22 protein-coding genes are annotated in these 23,813 nt (G+C 66.5%); all 22 read left to right on the forward strand.

The features are described 5' to 3' along the window. Positions 1-9 precede the first annotated feature (9 nt). Positions 10-1,425, forward strand: a complete 1,416-nt coding sequence (lysA, locus tag ON22_RS05190; RefSeq protein ID WP_033247488.1) for a diaminopimelate decarboxylase — start codon at positions 10-12, stop codon at positions 1,423-1,425. A 23-nt stretch (positions 1,426-1,448) separates the two neighbouring features. Continuing rightward, positions 1,449-2,825, forward strand: a complete 1,377-nt coding sequence (locus tag ON22_RS05195; protein WP_051157183.1) for a homoserine dehydrogenase — start codon at positions 1,449-1,451, stop codon at positions 2,823-2,825. A 59-nt stretch (positions 2,826-2,884) separates the two neighbouring features. Next, positions 2,885-3,946, forward strand: a complete 1,062-nt coding sequence (gene thrC, locus ON22_RS05200; protein WP_033247532.1) for a threonine synthase — start codon at positions 2,885-2,887, stop codon at positions 3,944-3,946. Positions 3,947-3,948: 2 nt separating this feature from the next. Further along, positions 3,949-4,926 carry a homoserine kinase gene (gene thrB, locus ON22_RS05205; RefSeq protein WP_033247487.1) on the forward strand — a complete coding sequence of 326 codons (978 nt, stop codon included), beginning with the start codon at positions 3,949-3,951 and terminating at the stop codon, positions 4,924-4,926. 406 nt (positions 4,927-5,332) lie between these two features. Beyond that, complete coding sequence (gene rho / locus ON22_RS05210) at positions 5,333-7,363, forward strand: transcription termination factor Rho (RefSeq protein ID WP_373280844.1); 2,031 nt, start codon at positions 5,333-5,335, stop codon at positions 7,361-7,363. A 306-nt stretch (positions 7,364-7,669) separates the two neighbouring features. Beyond that, positions 7,670-7,900 carry a 50S ribosomal protein L31 gene (gene rpmE / locus ON22_RS05215; RefSeq protein ID WP_033247485.1) on the forward strand — a complete coding sequence of 77 codons (231 nt, stop codon included), beginning with the start codon at positions 7,670-7,672 and terminating at the stop codon, positions 7,898-7,900. Between the two features lie 286 nt (positions 7,901-8,186). Continuing rightward, positions 8,187-9,266, forward strand: a complete 1,080-nt coding sequence (gene prfA, locus ON22_RS05220) for a peptide chain release factor 1 (RefSeq protein ID WP_033247484.1) — start codon at positions 8,187-8,189, stop codon at positions 9,264-9,266. A 270-nt stretch (positions 9,267-9,536) separates the two neighbouring features. Beyond that, positions 9,537-10,421 (forward strand): peptide chain release factor N(5)-glutamine methyltransferase, encoded by an 885-nt coding sequence (gene prmC / locus ON22_RS05225; RefSeq protein ID WP_174375555.1) that lies wholly within the window; start codon positions 9,537-9,539, stop codon positions 10,419-10,421. Between the two features lie 406 nt (positions 10,422-10,827). Further along, positions 10,828-11,493, forward strand: a complete 666-nt coding sequence (locus ON22_RS05230) for an L-threonylcarbamoyladenylate synthase (RefSeq protein WP_033247483.1) — start codon at positions 10,828-10,830, stop codon at positions 11,491-11,493. A gap of 52 nt (positions 11,494-11,545) precedes the next feature. Then, positions 11,546-12,712 (forward strand): MraY family glycosyltransferase, encoded by a 1,167-nt coding sequence (locus tag ON22_RS05235; RefSeq protein ID WP_051157182.1) that lies wholly within the window; start codon positions 11,546-11,548, stop codon positions 12,710-12,712. Positions 12,713-12,722: 10 nt separating this feature from the next. Next, positions 12,723-13,190, forward strand: a complete 468-nt coding sequence (locus tag ON22_RS05240) for a Cg1360 family ATP-synthase-associated protein (RefSeq protein WP_033247530.1) — start codon at positions 12,723-12,725, stop codon at positions 13,188-13,190. 345 nt (positions 13,191-13,535) lie between these two features. Then, entirely contained in the window at positions 13,536-14,312 is a 777-nt protein-coding gene (gene atpB / locus ON22_RS05245; RefSeq protein ID WP_033247529.1) for a F0F1 ATP synthase subunit A, read from the forward strand. A 77-nt stretch (positions 14,313-14,389) separates the two neighbouring features. Further along, positions 14,390-14,638, forward strand: a complete 249-nt coding sequence (locus ON22_RS05250) for an ATP synthase F0 subunit C (protein ID WP_033247481.1) — start codon at positions 14,390-14,392, stop codon at positions 14,636-14,638. 5 nt (positions 14,639-14,643) lie between these two features. After that, a complete protein-coding gene (locus tag ON22_RS05255; RefSeq protein WP_033247480.1) occupies positions 14,644-15,204 on the forward strand; it encodes a F0F1 ATP synthase subunit B in 561 nt (186 codons plus the stop codon). Positions 15,205-15,223: 19 nt separating this feature from the next. Beyond that, on the forward strand, positions 15,224-16,033 hold the full coding sequence (locus tag ON22_RS05260; protein WP_033247528.1) for a F0F1 ATP synthase subunit delta: 810 nt from the start codon (positions 15,224-15,226) through the stop codon (positions 16,031-16,033). A gap of 83 nt (positions 16,034-16,116) precedes the next feature. Further along, a complete protein-coding gene (atpA, locus tag ON22_RS05265; protein ID WP_033247479.1) occupies positions 16,117-17,754 on the forward strand; it encodes a F0F1 ATP synthase subunit alpha in 1,638 nt (545 codons plus the stop codon). Between the two features lie 61 nt (positions 17,755-17,815). Then, complete coding sequence (locus ON22_RS05270) at positions 17,816-18,787, forward strand: F0F1 ATP synthase subunit gamma (RefSeq protein ID WP_033247478.1); 972 nt, start codon at positions 17,816-17,818, stop codon at positions 18,785-18,787. A 22-nt stretch (positions 18,788-18,809) separates the two neighbouring features. Next, positions 18,810-20,258 (forward strand): F0F1 ATP synthase subunit beta, encoded by a 1,449-nt coding sequence (atpD, locus tag ON22_RS05275; RefSeq protein ID WP_033247477.1) that lies wholly within the window; start codon positions 18,810-18,812, stop codon positions 20,256-20,258. A gap of 6 nt (positions 20,259-20,264) precedes the next feature. Continuing rightward, complete coding sequence (locus ON22_RS05280; protein WP_033247476.1) at positions 20,265-20,642, forward strand: F0F1 ATP synthase subunit epsilon; 378 nt, start codon at positions 20,265-20,267, stop codon at positions 20,640-20,642. 267 nt (positions 20,643-20,909) lie between these two features. Then, entirely contained in the window at positions 20,910-21,332 is a 423-nt protein-coding gene (locus ON22_RS05285) for a DUF2550 domain-containing protein (RefSeq protein WP_033247475.1), read from the forward strand. A gap of 94 nt (positions 21,333-21,426) precedes the next feature. Continuing rightward, the gene (locus ON22_RS05290) at positions 21,427-22,089 is read left to right on the forward strand and encodes a cob(I)yrinic acid a,c-diamide adenosyltransferase (RefSeq protein WP_081595350.1); all 663 of its coding nucleotides are present in this window, start codon (positions 21,427-21,429) and stop codon (positions 22,087-22,089) included. Positions 22,090-22,243: 154 nt separating this feature from the next. Beyond that, the gene (gene murA / locus ON22_RS05295; protein ID WP_033247474.1) at positions 22,244-23,503 is read left to right on the forward strand and encodes a UDP-N-acetylglucosamine 1-carboxyvinyltransferase; all 1,260 of its coding nucleotides are present in this window, start codon (positions 22,244-22,246) and stop codon (positions 23,501-23,503) included. Positions 23,504-23,813 lie beyond the last annotated feature (310 nt).

A 23,813-nucleotide genomic window follows, 5' to 3' on the forward strand; every position in this document is an offset into this window, starting at 1 on the left:
GGGAGACCGATGAGTGTCCATCCGGCCGGACCTCGGCACGCCGATATCCCGCACGCGCCGAATCTGCCGCAGCGCCCGGCGGATCCGCGGGAGATGATCGATCTGCCCGAGAACGTGTGGCCGCGCGGTGCCACCCGCGACACCGACGATGTGGTGCGTCTCGGCGGTATACCGGTCACCGAACTCGCCGCGAAGTTCGGCACCCCGCTGTTCGTGGTGGACGAGGACGACTTCCGGTCCCGCTGCCGCGATATGGTGCGCGCTTTCGGAGCCGATTCGCGAGTGCACTACGCCTCCAAGGCTTTTCTGTGCGGCGAGGTGGCGCGGTGGGTCCGCGACGAGGGCCTGTCCCTGGACGTGGCCTCCGGTGGTGAACTGGCGGTCGCGTTGCACGCCGGTTTCCCCGCTGAACGTATTGCGGTGCACGGCAACAACAAATCCGTAGCCGAACTCGAGGCCGCGGTCGCGGCGGGGGTCGGCCACGTGGTGGTCGATTCGCTGTTCGAGATCGACCGGCTGGAAGCCGTCGCCGGTGCGGCGGGAGTGGTGCAGGATGTGCTGGTCCGGGTAACTGTCGGGGTCGAGGCGCATACCCACGAATACATTTCCACCGCCCACGAGGATCAGAAGTTCGGTTTCTCCATCTCCGGCGGTGACGCCATGGAGGCCTTGGCCCGGGTTTTCGAAGCCGGTAACCTGCGCCTGGTCGGCCTGCACAGCCATATCGGCTCCCAGATCTTCGAGATCGACGGTTTCGAGATCGCGGCGCACCGGATGCTCGGGCTGCTTCGTGAAGCCGTCGACAAGTTCGGCGTCGAACGCACCGCGCAGATATCGCTGCTCGACCTCGGCGGCGGGCTCGGGATCTCCTATCTGCCCTCGGACACTCCGCCACCGCTCGACGCTTTCGCCGAGAAACTGCGGGTCCTGGTGGCGCGGGAAGCCGAACTGGCCGGGTTGCCCGTCCCGCGGATCGCGGTCGAACCGGGCCGGGCGATCGCCGGACCGGGCACGGTGACCCTGTACGAGATCGGCACCATCAAGGACGTATCCCTGGATGGTGGCCTGCGCCGCCGCTACGTCAGTGTCGACGGCGGGATGAGCGACAATATCCGGCCCGCGCTGTACCAGGCCGATTACCATTGCCAGCTCGTCTCGCGGGGTTCGCAGGCCGAGCCGGTAGTCGCGCGCGTCGTCGGAAAGCATTGCGAGAGCGGCGATATCATCATCCGTGATACCTGGCTTCCGGCCGACGCCGGGCCCGGCGACCTGGTTGCCGTGGCCGGGACGGGCGCCTACTGCTATTCCATGTCGAGCCGGTACAACATGCTGACCAGACCCGCGGTCGTTGCCGTCGCAGACGGTACGGCGCGGCTGATCCTGCGCCGGGAAACGATCGACGATCTGCTCGGTCTGGAGGTCTGATGGACGCGACGAAAGAGGCGAATATGCCCGAGGCGAGCGTGCCCGCGGTGAACGATGTCGTACCGGGACAGTGGGGTCCGGACCGGCCCATCGGGGTCGCGGTACTGGGTATGGGCAATGTGGGCAGTGAGGTCGTGCGGATTCTGCGCGAGCACGCCGATGATCTGCAGGCACGGGTCGGCGCACCGGTGACCCTGCGCGGGGTCGCGGTGCGCAGTCTGGACCGGGACCGCGGTCTGCCCGCCGAACTGCTGACCACTGATGCCGAGGGGCTGGTAGCCCGCTCCGATGTGGACGTCGTGGTCGAGGTCATCGGCGGTATCGACCCGGCGCGCGCGCTGATCCTGGCCGCGCTCAACGCCGGTAAATCCGTGGTCACCGCCAACAAGGCGCTGCTGGCCGATTACACCGGGGAGCTGGCTGCCGCGGCCGAACGCAGCCGCGCCGACCTCTACTTCGAGGCCGCGGTCGCCGGGGCGATCCCGGTGGTGCGGCCGCTGATCCAGTCGCTGTCCGGTGACCGAGTCAATCGGGTGGTCGGCATCGTCAACGGCACCACCAACTTCATCCTGTCCGCGATGGACGAAACCGGTGCGGATTACGGCGAGACGCTCGCCGAAGCCACCCGCCTCGGATATGCCGAAGCCGATCCGACCGCGGATGTCGAGGGCTACGACGCCGCCGCCAAGGCTGCCATCCTCGCTTCCCTCGCCTTCCACACCCGGGTCACGGCCGCCGATGTGTTCCGGCAGGGCATCTCGACGATCAGCTCCGAGGACCTGGAAACCGCCTCCGCGGTGAACTGCGCCGTAAAGCTGCTCGCGATCTGTGAGCGGGTGCCGGCCGGTCCGGGGGAGCCGAGTCCGGCCGAGGGCGGTAAGGAGCGGGTTTCGGTGCGGGTCTATCCGGCGTTGATCCCGCGCAAACACCCGTTGGCCACGGTGAGCGGGGCGTTCAACGCGGTGGTCGTGGAGGCCGAGAACGCCGGCCGGCTGATGTTCTACGGCCAGGGCGCCGGCGGTGCACCTACCGCCTCTGCGGTCCTGGGCGATCTGGTGATGGCCGCGCGCAACAAATTCTTCGGCGGCCGCGCTCCCGGTGAATCGGTCTATGCGGCGTTGCCGATCGCGCCGATCGGCGATACACCCACCCGCTATCACGTGAATCTGAAGGTCGAGGACCGTCCCGGTGTGCTGGCCCGGGTGGCGGGTAAATTCGCCGAGCACGGGGTCAGTATCTCCACCGTCCGGCAGGAAGGGCACGATGACCGGGCACGGCTCGTCGTCGTCACCCACCTGGCGACGGAGTCGGCGCTGGCCGAAACCGTGGCCGCCCTCGCGGATATGGAATCCGTCACATCTGTCACCAGCGTTTTGAGATTGGAAGGCACCGAAGAATGACAACAGCATCGCGCAGCGGGGCGGTGGGCGGGCCTTCCGGCGTGGCCCCGCAATCCGGCGTGCACTCCCGCTGGCCCGGGCTGATCGCCGCCTACCGGGACCGGCTCGCGGGTGCGGCCGACTGGGAACCGGTCACCCTGTTCGAGGGCGGCACCCCGCTGGTGCCGGCTCCGTACCTGTCCGAACTCACCGGGTGCGAGGTATATCTCAAGGTCGAGGGCACCAACCCGACCGGTTCGTTCAAGGACCGGGGTATGACCATGGCGATGACCGATGCCAAGTACCGGGGTCAGCAGGCGGTGCTGTGCGCCTCCACCGGTAACACCTCGGCGTCGGCCGCCGCTTACGCGACCCGCGCCGGGATGACCTGCGCGGTGCTCATCCCGCAGGGCAAGATCGCCATGGGCAAACTCGCCCAGGCCGTGATGCTCGGCGCCAAGGTGATCCAGGTCGAGGGCAATTTCGACGACTGCCTGGAGCTGGCCCGTAAGGTCACCTCCGATTTCCCGGCGATCGGCCTGGTCAACTCGGTGAACCCGGCGCGGATCGAAGGCCAGAAAACCGCCTCGTTCGAAATCTGCGATGTGCTCGGCAGCGCCCCTGATGTGCACGCGCTGCCGGTGGGCAACGCCGGCAATATCACCGCCTACTGGCGTGGCTATCGCGAATACCACGCCGACGGCGTGACGGGTTCGCTGCCGCGCATGCTGGGCGTTCAGGCCGCCGGGGCGGCCCCGCTGGTCAACGGTGCCCCGGTGAAGGAACCGGAAACCATCGCGACCGCCATCCGGATCGGCGCGCCCGCCTCGTGGAACGGTGCGGTCGCGGCCAAGGAGGAGTCCGGTGGCGCGTTCCGCGCGGCCACCGACGACGAGATCCTGGAGGCATACCGGCTGGTCGCGGCGAAGGAAGGCGTTTTCGTCGAACCGGCCTCCGCGGCGAGTGTCGCCGGAGTGCTGGCCGCCCGTGCCGACGGCTGGCTCGAACCCGGGCTGAAGGTGGTCTGCACGGTCACCGGTAACGGTCTCAAGGATCCCGATACCGCTCTGCTCGGTATGCCCGAGGTCCAGGCCATCGCGGTCGACCCGGTGGCTGTCGCCGCCCGACTCGAACTGGCCTGATCTTGGATACGCGCGAGAGCCGGCTCACCGCTCCCACCCTGCCGGCCGGGCTCACCGTCACGGTCCGGGTCCCCGCATCCAGCGCGAACCTCGGCCCCGGTTTCGATTCGCTGGGGATGGCGCTGGGTATCTACGACGAGATCGAGGTGCGCAGCACCGATTCCGGACTGGATATCCGGGTCGAGGGCGAGGGCGCCGACGAGGTGCCCTGGGGGCCACAGCATCTGGTGGTCCGGGCCATCGAACGCGGACTGGAATCGGCCGGTGTCTGGGCCGACGGTCTGGAGGTGCTGTGCCGGAACACGATTCCGCACTCCCGCGGGCTCGGTTCCTCGGCGGCGGCCGTGGTCGGCGGGATCGCCGCGGGCTGCGCGCTGGCCGCCGAATTCGACCCCGCCCTGGCCGTCGACACCGACCGGATGGTGCAGCTCGCGGCCGAATTCGAGGGACATCCGGACAATGCGGCGGCCAGTGTGCTCGGCGGTATCGTCGTCTCCTGGACCGAAACCGGCCCGGGGCCCGAGGCCATCGGTGATATCGCTGCGCCGCAGCGGATCTACCGTGCTGTCCGCCTCGACGGGCACGCCGGCCTGAAACCGGTGGTTCTGGTTCCCGACGAGCGCTCGTCCACCGCGCAGACCCGGGGCCTGCTGCCCGAGCTGATCCCGCATCGCGACGCCGCGTTCAACGTGAGCCGGGCCGCGCTGGCGGTGGTCGCGCTGACCCAGCGCCCCGATCTGCTGCTCCCGGCCACCGCGGACCGGTTGCACCAAACCCAGCGTGCACCCGCGCTGCCGCTGACAACCGCCTGGATCGACCGCTTGCGGGCCGCCGGAATCGCGGCTACCGTTTCTGGCGCCGGCCCCACGGTGCTCGCACTCGGGACCAGCGCTTTCCCCGACGAACTGCGTGCGCGTGCCGCGGCGGACGGCCTGCGAGTACTCGAGCCGGGCCTCGCGGAAGGCGTCCGGATCGCCTGACGGGCGCGTCCGCCTTGCCGAGGCTCGTAGTTGCCCGCTATCCTGGGCAAGTCCGTACATCGCGCGCATCAGACGCCGGTGCTTCATCAGGGCAATCGCTCCAGCAGGCTCCAGGCTCGAGCCTCCATGCCATGGGGGTGCCGCGCAGCCTCTGAACTGGAATGATCTCTTCCACCATTTTCCTCGGTGGCGAAGCACCCGGTCCCGGAGGGGCAGGCGATACGGCTACAAATCCGAGTCCGGCAGCGAGATCGGGCTACGGAACGAAACCCTCGACAAAGCACACGGCCATCGAGGGAAGGAAAGGATCTCCGTGACAGATACGGACCTGCTCGCGACACCCGGGGTGGAATCCGACTCCGTACCCTCGGGCAACCGCGAAAGTGACTCCGGACAGATTTCGAAGATGAGCGAAAACACCGACATCGGATCGGGGCTGACTGGAATGTTGTTGCCGCAGTTGCGCGCACTGGCAGGGGAACTCGGAATTCGGGGCACCTCCGGTATGCGCAAGGGTGATCTCATCGCTGCTATCAAGGAAAATCAGGCCGGCAGACCCGCCGCCGCGGAGCGCAACTCCCGCGCGAAGGCTGCCAAGGAACGTAAGTCCGCGGAGCCCGTCGCGGCCGCGTCCACCACGGCTGCTGCTGCGCCCGCCGCCGCTCCGGCCGAGGCGCCCGCGCCCGCCCGGACCGCGAACGATCGCGCCTCCACCGGCGCCGATAGTGCGTCCGGCGATGCCAAGGGCGCCGAGAAGCAGGCCGCCACCAACGGTGCGGCGAATGCCAACGGCGTCGCGGAGGCCGGGAAGGCCGACACTTCGAAGGCCGGCACCGGGGCGGACACCAAGGGGGATACCAAGGCCGACGCCAAGCCCGAGACCAAATCCGCCGACGCCGAGGACACCGGCCGGGATTCCGGCCAGCGTGGCCGCGGCCGGCAGCGGCGCGGTCGCGATCAGCAGGGCAAGAGCTCCGGCGATTCCGGCGAGGCGCGCACCGACGACGCCAAGTCCGACGGCAGCAAGTCCGACGGCGGCAAGTCCGAGTCCAAACAGGACAGCAAGGACTCCGACCAGGGCGAACGCCGGCGTGACCGGAACCAGGGCGGTCAGCAGAACCAGGGCGATCAGCGTGGCTCCGGTGGTAACCGGGGTGGCGACGGTAACCGTGGTGGCGATGACGAAGAAGGCGGCCGCGGTCGCCGGGGTCGCCGGTTCCGCGAGCGTCGCCGCGGCCGCGATCGCGAGGGTGGCGGCGGGGAGGCCCGCGAGCCCGAGATCCGCGAAGACGACGTTCTGCAGCCGGTCGCGGGCATCCTCGATGTCCTGGACAACTATGCGTTCGTGCGCACCTCCGGCTACCTCGCCGGGCCGAACGACGTCTACGTCTCGATGAACCTCGTCCGCAAGAACGGCCTGCGCCGCGGTGACGCGATCACCGGTGCGGTGCGTGCCCCGCGGGAGGGCGAACAGTCCAATCAGCGGCAGAAGTTCGATCCGCTGGTGCGCCTGGACACGGTCAACGGCGCCGAGGTGGATTCGGCGAAGCGACGGCCCGATTTCAACAAGCTCACCCCGCTGTACCCCAATCAGCGGCTGCGCCTGGAAACGACGCCGAACAAGCTGACCACCCGGGTCATCGATCTGATCATGCCGATCGGTAAGGGTCAGCGTGCCCTGATCGTGTCGCCGCCCAAGGCCGGTAAGACCACGATCATGCAGGACATCGCCAACGCGATCGCGATCAACAACCCCGAGTGCTATCTCATGGTTGTGCTGGTCGACGAACGTCCCGAAGAGGTCACCGATATGCAGCGTTCGGTGAAGGGTGAGGTCATCGCCTCCACCTTCGACCGGCCGCCGTCCGATCACACCTCGGTCGCCGAACTGGCCATCGAACGGGCCAAGCGCCTGGTCGAAATGGGTAAGGACGTGGTGGTCCTGCTCGACTCGATCACCCGCCTGGGTCGCGCGTACAACAACTCCTCGCCGGCCTCCGGACGCATCCTGTCCGGTGGTGTCGATTCCACCGCGCTGTATCCGCCCAAGCGGTTCCTCGGCGCGGCGCGCAATATCGAGAACGGCGGCTCGCTGACGATCATCGCCACCGCGATGGTGGAAACCGGTTCGACCGGTGACACGGTGATCTTCGAGGAGTTCAAGGGGACCGGTAACGCCGAGCTCAAACTCGACCGCAAGATCGCCGAGCGGCGTGTGTTCCCCGCGGTGGACGTCAATCCGTCCGGTACCCGTAAGGACGAACTGCTGCTCAACGTCGACGAGGCCGCGGTTCTGCACAAGCTGCGCCGTGTCCTGTCGGGCCTGGATTCGCATCAGGCCATCGATCTGCTGATCGACCGGTTGAAGAAGAGCAAGAACAACCTGGAATTCCTGATGCAGGTCTCCAAGACTGCTCCGGGAGCCCTGGACGAATAAGTAGTACTGCTCGGCATGGGGTCGGGTCCTCGAACGGACCCGTCCCTGCCGGGAGTCCATCGGACCAGCGTGGGTCGGCCTTCTGGAAGGTCGGCCCACGTTGTGTTTCCGCCGGACGTGCATTCGAAGGCACCTGTCTCGATGCGGAACAAATCCCAGGGGAGGCGCGTTTCAGGGGGCGTCGGAGGTTCTGGCATACTGGACCGCCGTGCGTCTGCGAATCGCGCAGACTCCCGCCTTAGTCGGTTCCGGTTCACGTTCGGCAAATATACGAGCGACCCGGCGACCAATATCGAGAGGACATCCATGAAGGCAGGAATTCACCCGTCCTACGTCGACACCACCGTCGTCTGTGGCTGCGGAAATACGTTCCAGACCCGCTCCACCAAGGACTCCGGGCATATCACCGTCGAGGTCTGCTCGCAGTGCCACCCGTTCTACACCGGCAAGCAGAAGATTCTGGACACCGGTGGTCGTGTGGCCCGCTTCGAGGCCCGCTACGGCAAGCGCGCCAAGAAGGCCGACGCCGACAAGTAGCTTCTCCGCCAGCGCCCGGACCTGCCCTTGCAGGCCGGGCGTTGGCGTTTTATTTTGGCGGCGCCTGCGGCGCCGTGGGTTTTGGCCCCTGAGGTCCCTACTGTCAGCACTCGATGCCCGCGGCTGCGCCGCATCGCATCGAGCACTGACAGCAGGGACGGGCCAAAACCTTTCAGGGCCTCGCTGAACTCGGCACCACCGTTGGACACTTTGGGTTGATGCGGGGCCGGAGCCCTCGAGTGCTGTGCATTGCCTGTCGGATCAGTCGCGTGGTAGGAGACCTGTAATGGCCGAGAAGACCGCACCGTCGGCGATCGACGATGTGCTGGCCGAATACGCCGGGCTGGAGAGCCGGCTGGCTGATCCCGCGCTGCACAACGATCCCGGGGCGGCCCGGCGGGTCGGGAAGCGGTTCGCCGAACTCGCACCGGTGATGACGACGTACAAGAAGCTCGCCGCGACTCGAGACGATCTGGAGGCGGCACGGGAACTGGCCGCCGACGATCCTTCGTTCGCGGCGGAGGTGCCCGGGCTGGAGGAACAGCTCGAAGAGCTGGAGAATCAGCTCGCCGATCTACTGGCGCCGCGGGATCCGCACGACGGTGACGATGTGGTGCTGGAGGTGAAATCCGGTGAGGGCGGCGAGGAATCGGCGCTTTTCGCCGCCGACCTCGCCCGTATGTACATCCGTTACGCCGAACGCCGCGGCTGGAAGGTGGAGGTGCTGGACGCGGCGTTCTCCGATCTGGGTGGCTACAAGGAAGCGACGCTGTCGATCAAGAGCCGTGATGCCGCGCGCGACGGAGTGTGGTCGCGGTTCAAATTCGAGGGCGGGGTACATCGGGTCCAGCGGGTACCGGTGACCGAATCGCAGGGCCGGGTGCATACGTCCGCGGCCGGCGTACTCATCTACCCCGAACCCGACGAGGTGGAAGAGGTGCAGATCGACGAGAACGATCTGCGTATCGACGTCTACCGCTCGTCCGGCAAAGGTGGCCAGGGCGTGAATACCACCGATTCGGCGGTCCGGATCACCCATCTGCCCACCGGTATCGTCGTCACCTGCCAGAACGAACGCTCCCAGTTGCAGAACAAGGCCCGCGCCATGCAGGTCCTGGCCGCGCGGCTGCAGGCGCTGGCCGAAGAGCAGGCCGAACAGGAAGCCGCCGAGGGCCGGGCGAGCCAGATCCGCACCGTCGACCGTTCGGAACGGATCCGCACCTACAACTTTCCCGAGAACCGCATCGCCGACCACCGCATCGGTTACAAGGCGCACAATCTCGACGCCGTGCTCAACGGCGATATGGACGCCCTCCTGGACGCCCTCGGAACCGCCGACCGCACTGCCCGGATGGCAGCCGAATAGCTCGCTCGATCCCTCGGAGCTGTTGTCGAATGGGTCCGCCCCGGACCGCGGCGCGGGCCCGGGGCGGGCACTGCATCGAGCTGCATCGGCGTTCGGGCAGTGTGCGATTTCCGGACCCGCACAATCGGCCGGCACCGTCGTAGGCGAAGCCCGCCAGTTCGTGCCCGTCCGAACACAACGGAACCCGCGGCGGTGCCGAGTCAGCGAGGCCCTGAGCGGACCATGGGGGCCGAAACCCCGCGCTGCCGGAGCCGGCGCAAAATAAGCACAGTGACCCGTGTGCAGTTGCGCCCCGTGCTTGTCGAGGCGATCGAAACCCTCCGGACGGCCGGCGTGGCGAGCCCGCGCGCCGATGCCGAACATCTTGCCGCGCATGTGCTGGGGGTGGAACGCGGACGGCTGTTGCTCGCGCCGTTGATCGATCCCGAACAACTCGACACCTACCGTGCACTGGTGGCCCGCCGGGCCGAGCGAGTACCGCTGCAGCATCTGACGGGGCAATCATCCATGGGTGAGATCGATCTCCAGGTGGGGCCCGGAGTGTTCGTACCCCGTCCGGAAACGGAGTTGCTGTTCGCCTGGGCGCTGGCCCGGCTGGAAGCGGTCCGGCACGACCACACTGCGATCGTGGTGGATCTGTGCACGGGCTCGGGCGCCCTGGCGCTGGCGATCGCACACGCCCGCCCGGACGCCGAGGTCCATGCGGTGGAGCTGGACCCGGACGCCTTGCACTGGGCCCGGCGGAACGCCGGCCTGCACAGCGCGGCCGGTGATACACCGATCACCCTGCACCACGCCGATGTCACCGAGCCGGATTTGCTCACCGAGCTGAACGGCCGGGTGGATATCGTCGTCGCCAACCCGCCCTATATCCCGGAAGGCGCGCAGTTGTCACCCGAGGTGGCCGAACACGATCCGCACCGCGCACTGTTCGGAGGCCTCGACGGGCTGGATGTGATCCGGCCGATGGTGCCGCTCATCGGCCGGCTGCTGCGTCCGGGCGGCGGTGTGGCGATCGAACACGACGACAGCAACGGCGGTGAACTGGCCCGCTTGCTGGCGGCCGACGGCCGATTCGCAGAAATTGCCGAACATCCCGACCTCGCCGGCAAACCGCGCTTCGTAGCCGCTATATCGTCGGCGACCCCTACATGAGCTGCCGGGTATCCGCTCGAGAGGGCAAGCCGTTGTCGTTCTCGGTCTTCGGCCGCACCCGCTGCCACCACTGATCGGGTCGGAGTTCGGCAGCGCGCTCGGCTCTCGGCCCCGGCTCGGCGCCCCGCAATGGGCTTGCGGCGGTGTACGCCGAAATATCGGGGTGGCTCGAGGTGGGTGCCATCGTCGGGTGTCCGGGGGAGCGACGGCCCGGCGCGCACAAGTGCCCAGTGGGATCCGGGGCCCGATACTGCCGCGGAGGCCCGTCGTCCTGGCAGCGGATACCGGTCGGCGTGGCTGAACCGGCCGCAGCACGGCGGTGCGCGACAGAGGGGCGGACCCGGCGGCGAGGGGTAGAGGGGGCCGAAACCGGCGCCGCCGGGGGTAGCGCAATACGATTGTCGCCGTGAGTACCGTCTACGACTGCGCCGACCCCGATTCGCGTGCCGCCGGCCTGTCCGCGGCCACCAGTGCTCTGAAATCGGGGCGGCTGGTCGTGGTGCCTACCGATACGGTCTACGGTCTCGCCGCCGACGCCTTCGATTCGGCGTCCGTGGCCTCGCTGCTGGCGGCCAAGGGGCGGGGTCGCGATATGCCGGTGCCGGTGCTGGTGGGGTCATGGAACACCATCGACGGCCTGGTTTTCTCGGTGCGGCCGCAGGCGCGCGATCTGATCCGGGCGTTCTGGCCGGGTGGTTTGAGCATCGTGGTGCAGCAGGCGCCGTCGCTGGCATGGGATCTGGGAGACGCGCGCGGCACCGTGATGTTGCGGATGCCGTTGCATCCGGTGGCCCTGGAACTGCTGCAGGAGGTCGGGCCGCTGGCCGTGTCCAGTGCCAATATCTCCGGTCGCCCCGCGGCCGATAACGTCACCCAGGCGCGTGACCAGCTCGGTTCTCTGGTGGGTGTCTATCTCGACGGCGGGCCGGCGCAGCATGCCACCGCCTCGACCATCGTGGACCTGACGGGTGATCAGCCGCGCATTCTGCGGGCGGGCGCCGTGTCCACCGAGGCCGTCGCCGAAGTGCTCGGAACCACACCCGAGGCGTTGATCGGATCCGTCGCGCAGTGAGTGTTGCGAGCTGTGCGGAGGCAGTACCCACGGTGACGGGGTGGTCGGTGCGATGACCGGGTCCGGTGCGGTTGTCCCGCTGCGCGAACTCCTGCTGGTCCTGTTGATCTCGGCGGTGGTCACCTTCTTGGCCACCGGCGGGATCCGGACACTGGCCATCGGGTTCGGCGCGGTGGCCATTCCGCGTGACCGTGATGTGCATGTGAAGCCGATTCCCCGGATGGGTGGGGTCGGGATGTACATCGGGGTGGTGGCGGCCGTGTTGTTCGCCCACCAGCTGCCCGCGCTGCGGCGCGGGTTCGACTACCGGCCCGATATCGCGGCGGTACTGGTGGCAGCGACGATCATCGTGGCGGTCGGGATCGTCGACGACCGCTGGGGTCTCGACGCACTCACCAAATTCGCCGGTCAGGTCACCGCCGCGGGGGTGATGGCGGTGATGGGCCTGGGCTGGTACCTGATCTACGACCCGTTCAACAACTCCACCGTCGTGCTGGACGGCCTGCAGGGGGGGTTGGTGACGGTGGCAGTGGCGGTGACGTTGATCAACGCCATGAACTTCGTGGACGGTCTGGACGGTTTGGCCGCCGGGCTGGGCTTGATCGCCTCGGTGGCGGTGTTCGCGTTCGCGATCGGTCTGCTCACCGAACAGGGCGGGTCCGTGGACAGTTATCCGCCCGCGCTGCTGGCGGCCGCGATGGCGGGCGCCTGCCTGGGTTTCCTGCCGCACAATTTCTCGCCCGCCCGGATCTTCATGGGCGATTCCGGGTCCATGCTGATCGGGCTGGTGCTGGCCGCCGTATCCACCAGCGCGTCCGGCCGTATCCCGCTGCAGGGGTACGGGCCGCGCGATATCGTCGGCCTGCTCTCGCCGCTGCTGCTGGTGGGTGCGGTGATGTTCATCCCGGTACTGGATCTGCTGCTGGCGATCGTGCGCCGGGTGCGGGCGGGGGTCAGCTTCTCGACGCCGGACAAAATGCATCTGCATCACCGGCTGTTGCAGATCGGTCATTCGCAGCGCCGGGTGGTGCTGGTCATCTATCTGTGGGTCGGCATCCTTGCCTTCGGTGCGGTGGGCACCTCGGTGATGGACCGGCGGGTGGTCGTGGTGCTGATGGCCGCCGGCTTCCTGTTCGCGCTGGTCGTGACGGCTGTTCCGGGATTGTGGCGCCGGCAGGCCCGGCGGGACGCGGCAGGGTCGGCTACGGGGCCCGGGTAGAGTGCGGTCTGTGTCCACCAGCTCTGCCAGTTCCGGTACCTCCGATCACCAAGACGCGCCGCTGAAGGCCGCCCTGCGGTACGGACTGATCGGTCTGGTGGTGCTGACCGTGCTCGCCGTGGTGGTCGCGACCCTGATTGCCGGCGTTGCCGGGCTGTGGGGCGCGCTGCTGGGTGCGGCGATCGGCGGGGGTTTCATCCTGACCACGGCCGCGGTCGTGTTGCTCGGCGCCAAATTGCCGCCCACTACGGCCGGGATGGTAATGCTCGCCAGTTGGGTCGGAAAGCTGCTGGTCGCGCTGATAGTTATCGCTGTTCTGCAGCAATTCGAGTTCTACGATCGGGTCGCATTGTTCCTGACCGTCGTGGGTGCGCTGATCATCGTGCTGGGCGCGGAGACTTACGGTGTATTGCGCACCAAGGTTCCCATTGTCAACCTCCCTGACCAGGGTCCGGGCGGCGATTCCGAAACGGCCTGACCGGCCTCAACGACAACCTGTCGTAGATAACATCGCCCCCGCTACACGTTGTCGTAGATCTCTTGGTAAAGTCTTGGTAAGCAAGCGACTCAGTAAGGGGTGCCGACCAGGCATTGCGAGCTGCCGCTATGCTACTGCCGTGCCGGGCTTGTACAGAGCTCGGTTCTGCATGTCGACGATGTCGCCGACACACGTACAGACGCCAGCGCGGATCTCCCGCTACAGCTGCTGACGAACTTCGAGCCGACCTCAGTCGACCACATTGATCGTCAATGTCCGATCGAACCGCGGGAACGAAAACATCCCGCGGCCCGAACACGGGAGAGAACGCTGAGCGTCACCACCTTGGCCGCGGAGTTTCACGCGCCGTCGCTAACCGACTTCTTCCCTCCGGCGGTGCTGTTCGAGGGGACTCCCATCGAACTCGATCGGCTCATGCTGGTCCGGATTCTGATGACCGCCGTGCTGGTCGCCTTCCTGTTCCTGGCTTTCCGCAGCCCGCGTCTGGTGCCGAAGAAACTGCAGAGCATCGGCGAAATGGGGATGGTCTTCGTCAAAGAGCAGATCTGCGAGGAGATTCTCGGCAAGGAATCAGGCCGCAAGTTCTTCCCGCTGATCGCGACGATCTTCTTCACGGTTCTGTTCCTGAACTTCTCGGGTGTGATTCCCGGTCTGAACATCTCGTCGAACGCGCGTATCGGCATGCCGCTGGTACTGGCAGCGATCGCGTATATCGCGTTCAACTATGTGGGCATCAAGAAGTACGGCTTCTTGACCTATATGCGCAGCAGTGTCGTCGTTCCGAATGTTCCGCCGGCCATGCACGTCCTGCTCATTCCGATCGAGTTCGTCTCGACCTTCATCCTGCGCCCGTTCACGCTGACCGTCCGACTCATGGCGAATATGCTCGCCGGTCACATCATGCTGGTGCTGTTCTTCAGCGCGACCCAGTTCTTCCTCTTCGACGCGGACAACTGGATGAAGATCTTCTCGCCCTTCTCGCTGCTGGGCGGGCTCGCCTTCACCCTCTTCGAACTGCTGGTCATCTTCCTGCAGGCCTATGTGTTCGCGTTGCTGACCGCCGTATACATCAGCCTTGCCCAGCACGCCGACGATCACTGACCGACCGGAACTATCGATAAGAACCTGCTGCACCGCGCCGACCGGCGGGTGAGCAACAGAAAGGGAATGGAAGACTCATGAGCCTCTCGTACTTGGCCCAGGAAGCTGCCACCAACGAATCCACGCTGAAGGGCCTCGGCGCTGTCGGCTACGGCCTGGCCGCCATCGGCCCGGGCATCGGCGTCGGTATCGTCGTCGGTAAGGCGATCGAAGGCATCGCCCGCCAGCCCGAGCTCCAGGGCACCATCCGGACCAACATGTTCCTCGGCATCGCGTTCACCGAAGCCCTGGCACTGATCGGTCTCGTCGCCGGCTTCATCTTCTGATTCCGATGAACGAGTTCATTCTGCTCGCAGCGGAAGAGGGAGAGGATGTGAATCCTCTCATCCCCGCGACGTACGACATCGTCTGGTCGGCGGTCTGCGTGGCGATTATCGCCTTCGTGGTCTACAAGTACGCCGTTCCGCGCCTGATGAAGGTGCTGGACGAGCGCGCCGACAAGATCGAGGGTGGCATCGAACGGGCGGAGGCGGCACAGACCGAAGCCCAGGAGACGCTGCAGCAGTACCAGAAGCAGCTGGCCGACGCCCGCCTGGAAGCCGCGAAGATCCGCGAAGACGCCCGCACACAGGGCCAGCAGATCCTCGCCCAGATGAAGGTCGACGCCCAGGCCGAGAGCGACCGTATCGTCGCGGCCGGGCACACCCAGTTGGAAGCCCAGCGTCAGCAGATCCTGACCGAGCTGCGCGCCGAGGTCGGCCGCACCGCGGTGGATCTGGCCGAGAAGGTCATCGGGCAGTCGGTATCGGACGAGGCCAAGCAGGCCGCGACGATCGATCGATTCCTCGATGAGATCGATCGGTCGGATGCCGGTATCGGGGTCGGAAGGTAACGACGGAGGCGTGAGAACCATGTACGCAGCAAGCCGTGAGGCCAGCTCCCGGTCCAAGGAGGCTCTTCGGGCCGCGCTGACCGGAAGTAACGGTGTCGCGGCCACGACGGGGTCCGAACTGTTCGCCGTTGTCGACGTACTGGACGACCAGCGTCCGCTGCGTGTGGCGCTCGCGGACGTGTCGGTGCCCGGCTCGGCCCGTGCCGAACTGAGTGAGCGGGTCTTCGGGAGCCGGGTCAGCGCTGCCACGCAGGCGGTGCTGACCAACGCGGTGGCCCAGAATTGGTCCCGTGCCCGTGACCTGGTCGACACCCTGGTCCTGCTCGGGCAGCTGGCGCTGCTGGAATCAGCGTCCGAACAGGGCCGGATGACCGCGGTCGAGGACGAGCTGTTCCGGCTCGGCCGGATCATCAACGACAACCCGGAGCTCGAGCGGGCGCTGTCCGATCGTGCCGGCTCCCCGGCGGCCAAACGGGAACTGCTGGGGCGACTGTTGTCCGGCAAGACCGAGACCGTCACCCAGGCCTTGGCCGAACAGGTGGTGACTCGCCAGAGTTCCGGTATCGGTCCGGCCTTCGACGAACTGTCCGATCTGGCCGCGGCCCGGCGGCAGCAGGTCGTCGCCCATGTGCGGTCGGCGATCGAGCTCACCGATCCCCAGCGGGAGCGGCTGGCCGGCGCGCTGGGCCGCATCTACGGCAAGGCCGTCACCGTGCATATCGAAGTCGATCCCGGGCTGTTGAGCGGGCTCGTCGTACGCATCGGTGACGATGTGATCGACGGAAGTGCGATCGGCCGACTGGAACGGCTGCGCCGCTCGCTGACCTAGCGGTACGCCACCGGGTAACCCCGGCGCCCCGGCCGCACCACACCCCCCGACATTCCAGACCAGAGACCGAGAGCAGGAAGAACATGGCGGAGCTGACGATCTCCTCCGACGAGATCCGTAGCGCGATCGAAAGCTACACCCAGAGCTACACCCCGGAAACCTCCATCGAGGAAGTCGGTGTTGTCACCGATACCAGTGACGGCATCGCGCATATCAGCGGCCTGCCTTCGGCCATGGCCAACGAGCTGCTCGAATTCCCGGGTGGCGTGCTCGGTGTGGCGCTGAACCTCGAGGACCGCGAAATCGGTGCCGTCATCCTCGGCGAGTACGCCGAGATCGAAGAGGGCCAGCAGGTGCGCCGCACCGGCGATGTGCTCTCGGTCCCGGTCGGCGACAACTTCCTCGGCCGCGTGGTGAACCCGCTCGGCCAGCCGATCGACGGTCTGGGCGAGATCGAGTCCAACAACCGGCGCGTGCTCGAACTGCAGGCCGCCACCGTGCTGGAGCGGCAGCCGGTCGAGGAGCCGATGGCCACCGGTATGACCGCGATCGACGCGCTGACCGCCATCGGGCGGGGGCAGCGTCAGCTGATCATCGGCGACCGCAAGACCGGTAAGACCGCGGTCTGCATCGATACGATCCTGAACCAGAAGGCCAACTGGGAGTCGGGCGATCCGGCCAAGCAGGTGCGCTGCATCTACGTGGCGATCGGCCAGAAGGGCTCCACCATCGCGGGCGTCAAAACCGCCCTCGAGGAGCACGGCGCGCTGGAGTACACCACCATCGTGGCGGCCCCGGCCTCCGATTCCGCCGGTTTCAAGTGGCTGGCCCCCTACACCGGTTCGGCCATCGGCCAGCACTGGATGTACGAGGGTAAGCACGTCCTGATCGTGTTCGACGATCTGACCAAGCAGGCCGAGGCCTACCGCGCCATTTCGCTGCTGCTGCGCCGCCCGCCGGGCCGCGAGGCCTACCCGGGTGACGTCTTCTACCTGCACTCGCGTCTGCTGGAGCGTTGCGCCAAGCTCTCCGACGAGATGGGCGGCGGTTCGATGACCGGTCTGCCGATCATCGAGACCAAGGCCAACGACATCTCGGCCTTCATCCCGACCAACGTCATCTCCATCACCGACGGTCAGGTCTTCCTTGAGTCCGACCTGTTCAACAAGGGCGTCCGCCCGGCGATCAACGTCGGTACCTCGGTCTCCCGTGTCGGTGGCGCCGCGCAGACCAAGGGTATGAAGAAGGTCGCCGGTTCGCTGCGTCTGGAAATGGCCCAGTACCGCGAACTGGAGGCGTTCTCCGCCTTCGCTTCCGACCTGGATGCCGCGTCGCTGGCCCAGCTCGAGCGCGGTGCCCGCTGGGTCGAGCTGCTCAAGCAGGACCAGTACTCGCCGATCGCGGTCGAGGATCAGATCGTCTCGATCTACCTGGTCGACGCCGGCTACTACGACTCGGTACCGGTGGCCGATATCCGCCGGTTCAACGTCGAGCTGCTCGAGGATCTGCACGCCAACGCGGCCGATGCCTTCGCGAGCATCGCCGGTGGCAAGGTCCTTCAGGACGAGGCCGCCGAGCAGATCAAGACGGCCACCGACAAGTTCAAGCAGGGCTTCCTGGCGTCCGACGGCAGCCGCGTGGTGAACGAAGCCGAAGCCGGCGAATTGGCTCACGAAGAGGTCGAGTCGCTGTCGGTCACCCGTAAGCACGTCGAGAAGTAGACCGGGCGAACCATGCGCTGTTTTCCTGTAACGCCGCGAACGAAGGGAGTGTGAACCGCCGATGGCTACCTTGCGCGAGCTGCGCTCCCGTATTCGTGGAATCAACTCGATCAAGAAGATCACCAAGGCCCAGGAACTGATCGCGACCTCGCGTATCACCAAGGCCCAGGCTCGGGTGGCGGCCGCCAAGCCGTACTCCGAGGAGATCACCAAGGTGGTCGCGGAGCTGGCGAGTGCGTCGAAGAATCTGACGCACCCGCTGCTCACCGAGCGTCCCGATCCCAAGCGTGCCGCGGTGCTGGTGATCACCAGTGACAGCGGCCAGTGCGGTGGTTACAACTCCAATGTGCTCAAACGGGCCGAGGAGCTGATGACCACCCTGCGCGAAGAGGGCAAGGAACCGGTGCTCTACGTCATGGGCAACAAGGGCCTGACGTACTACACCTTCCGTGACCGCCGGCCGGTTGCCGCGTGGACCGGGTTCTCCCAGCAGCCGGGCTACCCGGATGCTTCGGCGGCCTGTAACCACCTGGTCGACAGCTTCATGGCCGGGTCCGCGGGCGAGGTTCCGGCGCCGGACGGTACCGGTTCGATCGCGGGCGTGGATGAACTCCATATCGTCTACACCCGGTTCGTGAGCATGCTGTCGCAGACGCCGGAGGTGCGCCGGATGGCGCCGATCCAGATCTCCTTCGTCGACGAGAACTTCGACCTGGGCGCGGATATGTTGTCCGATTCGCCCACGGCCGAGGTGAGCGCGCAGTACGAATTCGAGCCCGACGCCGATGTGCTGCTGGCGGCGCTGCTGCCCAAGTACATCAATACGCGGATCTACGCGTCGTTGCTCGACGCAGCGGCATCCGAGCACGCCGCTCGGCGCACCGCAATGAAGGCGGCCACCGACAACGCCAATGAATTGGCGAGTTCCCTGTCCCGGCAGGCCAACTCGTTGCGGCAGGCCAACATCACGCAGGAAATCAGCGAAATCGTCGGCGGCGTGAATGCCCTGGCGGCCAGCTCGGAACGCGACTGAGACGCAGGAAGAGAACCTAGAAATGACCGCAGCTGTTACTCGAGAAGACTCGAGCCGGACCAGCGCCGCCAGTGGCCGCGTGGTCCGCGTCATCGGCCCCGTCGTGGACGTCGAGTTCCCGCGGGGTTCCATCCCTGAACTGTTCAACGCCCTCGCCGCCGAGATCACCCTGAAGTCGGTGGCCAAGACGTTGACCCTCGAGGTCGCCCAGCACCTCGGTGACAACATCGTGCGCACCATCTCGATGCAGCCCACCGACGGCCTGGTCCGCGGCGCCGAGGTTCGTGACTCCGGCAAGCCGATCTCGGTGCCGGTCGGCGATGTCGTCAAGGGGCACGTGTTCAACGCCCTCGGTGACTGCCTCGACAGCCCCGGCCTCGGCCGCGACGGCGAGCAGTGGGGTATCCACCGCAAGCCGCCGAGCTTCGACCAGCTCGAAGGTAAAACCGAAATCCTCGAGACCGGCGTCAAGGTGCTCGATCTGCTGACCCCGTACGTGAAGGGCGGCAAGATCGGTCTGTTCGGTGGTGCCGGTGTCGGCAAGACCGTTCTGATCCAGGAGATGATCACCCGTATCGCCCGGGAGTTCTCGGGTACCTCGGTGTTCGCCGGTGTCGGTGAGCGCACCCGTGAGGGCACCGATCTCCACCTGGAAATGGAAGAGATGGGCGTCCTCCAGGACACCGCCCTCGTCTTCGGCCAGATGGACGAGCCGCCGGGCACTCGTATGCGCGTCGCCCTGTCGGCGCTGACCATGGCGGAGTACTTCCGCGATGTGAAGCACCAGGACGTGCTGCTGTTCGTCGACAACATCTTCCGGTTCACCCAGGCCGGCTCCGAGGTTTCGACCCTGCTGGGTCGTATGCCCTCCGCCGTCGGTTACCAGCCGACTCTGGCCGACGAGATGGGCGAGCTGCAGGAGCGGATCACCTCGACCCGTGGCCGTTCGATCACCTCGCTGCAGGCGATCTACGTCCCCGCCGACGACTACACCGACCCGGCGCCGGCGACCACCTTCGCTCACCTCGATGCGACCACCGAGCTCTCCCGCCCGATTTCGCAGAAGGGTATCTACCCCGCTGTCGACCCGCTGACCTCGACCTCTCGTATCCTCGAGGCCTCGATCGTCGGCGACCGGCACTTCGCGGTGGCCAACGAGGTGAAGCGGATCCTGCAGAAGTACAAGGAACTGCAGGACATCATCGCCATCCTCGGTATGGACGAGCTCTCCGAGGAGGACAAGGTCCTCGTCGGCCGGGCCCGCCGACTGGAGAAGTTCCTCGGCCAGAACTTCATCGTGGCCGAGAAGTTCACCGGTCAGCCCGGTTCGGTCGTGCCGCTGGAGCAGACCATCGACGACTTCGACCGGGTCTGCAAGGGCGAATTCGACCACTTCCCGGAGCAGGCGTTCAACAGCTGCGGTGGTCTCGACGATGTCGAGGCGGCCGCGAAGAAGATCGCCGGAAAGTAGTCCTTCATGGCGGATATGTCAGTTGATCTCGTCGCGGTCGAGCGGCGGCTCTGGTCGGGCCGGGCGAGCTTCGTCAGCGCCCAGACCACCGAGGGCCAGATCGGCATCATGCCAGGTCACGAGCCCCTACTGGGGCAGTTGATCGAGGGCGGCACGGTGACCATCGTCGATTCCGAGGGCAATCGGATCGTGGCCGCGGTGCACGGCGGATTCTTCTCGGTCACCGCGGACACCGTGCGTGTACTGGCGGAGACCGCCGAGTTCTCCACGGAGGTCGATATCGACGCGGCACGCAAGGTGCTGTCCGACGGTTCGGCCGATCCGGAGGCCCAGCTGGCCGCGCAGGCCCGCGTTCGCGCTGTCGAACAGGCCGCGGCTTCCTGATCTCCGATCCGGAGACCAAGAGAATATTTCGGCTCCGGCCGGTGACGGGCAACCGTCACCGGCCGGAGCCGATTCTCGTCCCGGCCCTGCCGATATCGTGTGGGTACCGTCACCCTGTCCCACCTGGATCGATGAGATCGCATTTTCCGAGACATCCGCGTGCCGTTTGTAAACTGGGTCGTGGTTGAATGACGTCGGGTGCATCTGCCGAGCCCAGCCGGCGATCGCCTCGGGTGAACGAAGGGATGTGCGGCATTGCAGACCGGGATGGTGATTGCGATCATTCTGGTTGTAGTGCTGGTCGCATTGGCCCTCCTCTCCACATATCGCCTGGTGATGCTGCGTCGTGGGGGGACGGCGGCCATTCTGCGGATACTTCCGGCACGGGGCGGGGAACGCTGGCGGCACGGCGTCATCCGATACGACGAGGATCATCTCGTCTTCTACAAACTCACCAGCCTCAAGCCCGGCGCGGATTCGGTGATCCGGCGCCGCGGTATCGAGATCGGCGATCGCCGCGGCCCACGGGGTGACGAGTACGACATCATGACCGACGCGATCTCGGTGATCGGTGTCGCGGACCGCAACGGCGACTATGAACTGGCGCTGGATCGCCCTGCGTTGACCGCCTTTCTGTCGTGGGTCGAATCACGACCCTCCGAACGCGCCCGCCGTCTACGCGGCCACTGATCCACCCCGATGTGATGACGGCCGTGTCCGGCAGCACATAGACGCAGCACCGGTAACCCGGTCCGGGACGCCGCGAGCGTTTATGGTGGGTCCTGTGAGCGTGCATCTGACGCGGATCTACACCCGAACCGGCGACGACGGGACCACCGGTCTCAGCGACTTCTCCCGAGTCGCCAAGACCGATCCCCGCTTGGTCGCCTATGCCGATTGCGACGAGGCGAATGCCGCACTCGGTGTCGCGATCGCTCTCGGTGCGCCCGGCGCGGAGCTGGTCGCGGTGTTGCGCGGTATCCAGAACGACCTGTTCGACGCCGGCGCCGATCTGTCGACACCACTGGTGCCGGATCCGGAGTATCCGCCGTTGCGTATCACCGAGGCGTATATCGAACGCCTGGAATCCTGGTGTGACGAGTTCAATGCCGAACTGGCACCGCTGCATTCGTTCATCCTGCCCGGCGGGACACCGCTGGCGGCCCTGCTGCATACGGCCCGCACCGTCGTTCGGCGGGCCGAGCGTTCGGCGTGGGCCGCCGTACAGGCTCATCCCGGCGATACGAGTGTCCTGCCGGCGAAGTATCTCAACCGGCTGTCGGACCTGCTGTTCATCCTCAGCCGGTACACGAACCCGGAGGGTGATGTGCTCTGGCAGCCCGGTGGCGGGCGCGCGGACACCGAATCGGCCGAGTCCGCCGGGCGTAACGAGCCGGGCGCGGATTCCGGTACCTCGTCGGGGGCCGACAGCCCGTCGGAACACTGAGGCGGACCGGTTCCGTCAGCGGTGGTCGTACCAGAGGGCCGTCGGGTCGAACCCGGCGACCGGCCCCGGCGCAATCGTGCGACCGGCACACCAGCGCGGACGTCTGCGCTCTATCCTTGCACCCACTGGTGCGCCGAATACTCGGAGAGGCGGCATGGAACGGTTTTTGGTAACTGGCGGCAACCGGCTGGTCGGTGAGGTCTCGGTCGGAGGCGCCAAGAACAGCGTCCTGAAACTCATGGCCGCGGCTCTGCTCACCGAAGGCACCACCACCATCACGAACTGCCCGGACATTCTGGACGTCCCCTTGATGGCGGAGGTTCTGCGCGGTCTGGGTTGCGATGTCACGATCACCGGCGATGTCGTCGCCATCGATACTCCTGCCGAGCCCAAGTACCACGCCGATTTCCCGGCGGTGACCCAGTTCCGTGCGTCGGTCTGTGTCCTGGGCCCGCTCATGGCGCGGTGTAAACGTGCGGTGGTTGCGCTACCGGGCGGTGACGCGATCGGATCCCGTCCCCTCGATATGCATCAGGCGGGCCTGCGTCTGCTCGGGGCGACGAGCGAGATCGAGCACGGATGCGTGGTTGCCCGCGCCGACGAACTGCAGGGCGCACGGATCCGGCTCGATTTCCCGTCGGTCGGGGCGACGGAGAACATCCTGATGGCGGCGGTGCTCGCACAGGGGGAGACGGTGATCGACAACGCCGCGCGCGAACCCGACATCGTCGACCTGTGCACGATGCTCACCCAGATGGGTGCGCATATCCGGGGTGCCGGCACCTCGGTCCTGACCATTCAGGGCGTGAAGCAGCTCTCGCCGACGACGCACCGGGTGATCGGCGACCGTATCGTCGCCGCGACCTGGGGTATCGCCGCGGCCATGACCATGGGTGATGTCCGAGTCACCGGGGTCAATCCACAGCATCTCGCGTTGGTGCTGGACAAACTGCGTTCGGCCGGCGCGCGTATCTCGTTCGAACAGGACGGTTTCCGGGTGGTCCAGGCCGACCGCCCCCGCGCGGTGAACTTCTCGACCCTGCCTTTCCCCGGCTTCCCCACGGACCTGCAGCCGATGGCCATCGGTCTGGCCGCGATCGCCGACGGCACGTCGATGATTACGGAGAACGTGTTCGAGGCCCGGTTCCGGTTCGTCGAGGAGATGATTCGTCTGGGTGCCGATGCCCGCACCGATGGGCATCACGCGGTGGTCCGTGGCATTCCGCGGTTGTCGAGTGCACCGGTGTGGTCGTCCGATATCCGTGCCGGCGCCGGTTTGGTTCTGGCGGGGCTGGTCGCCGACGGGGTCACCGAAGTCCACGACGTATTCCATATCGACCGCGGATATCCGGCCTTCGTAGAAAAGCTGCAGGCGCTCGGTGCGGCCGTAGAACGGGTGGGTTCGGCGGGATGAGGGTTTCCGGGCCGAAACGGTGCGCGCGGCTAATACATGAATGTCGCGATTTACCCACCGTGACCAGGCGATTTGACATCTATTTCGACGCCGCGTAACTTTATCCAAGTCAGAGCGACACGGACACCGACCCGGGGCCCGGAGCAAGGCGGAAACGCCGAGCCGGAGGGACCAGGGAAACGAGGTAGGACGAGGAGCGCCTGGCGATCACACTGGTTCGACCGGAACCCCCGATTTGCAATCGGGGAAACGGATGAGCTAAGCTTGAGAAGTTGCCTCACAGAAGCACCGGATAATCCGGCTGACGAAG

This window comes from Nocardia carnea NBRC 14403 (genome assembly GCF_000308515.1).
GTDB lineage: Bacteria > Actinomycetota > Actinomycetes > Mycobacteriales > Mycobacteriaceae > Nocardia > Nocardia carnea.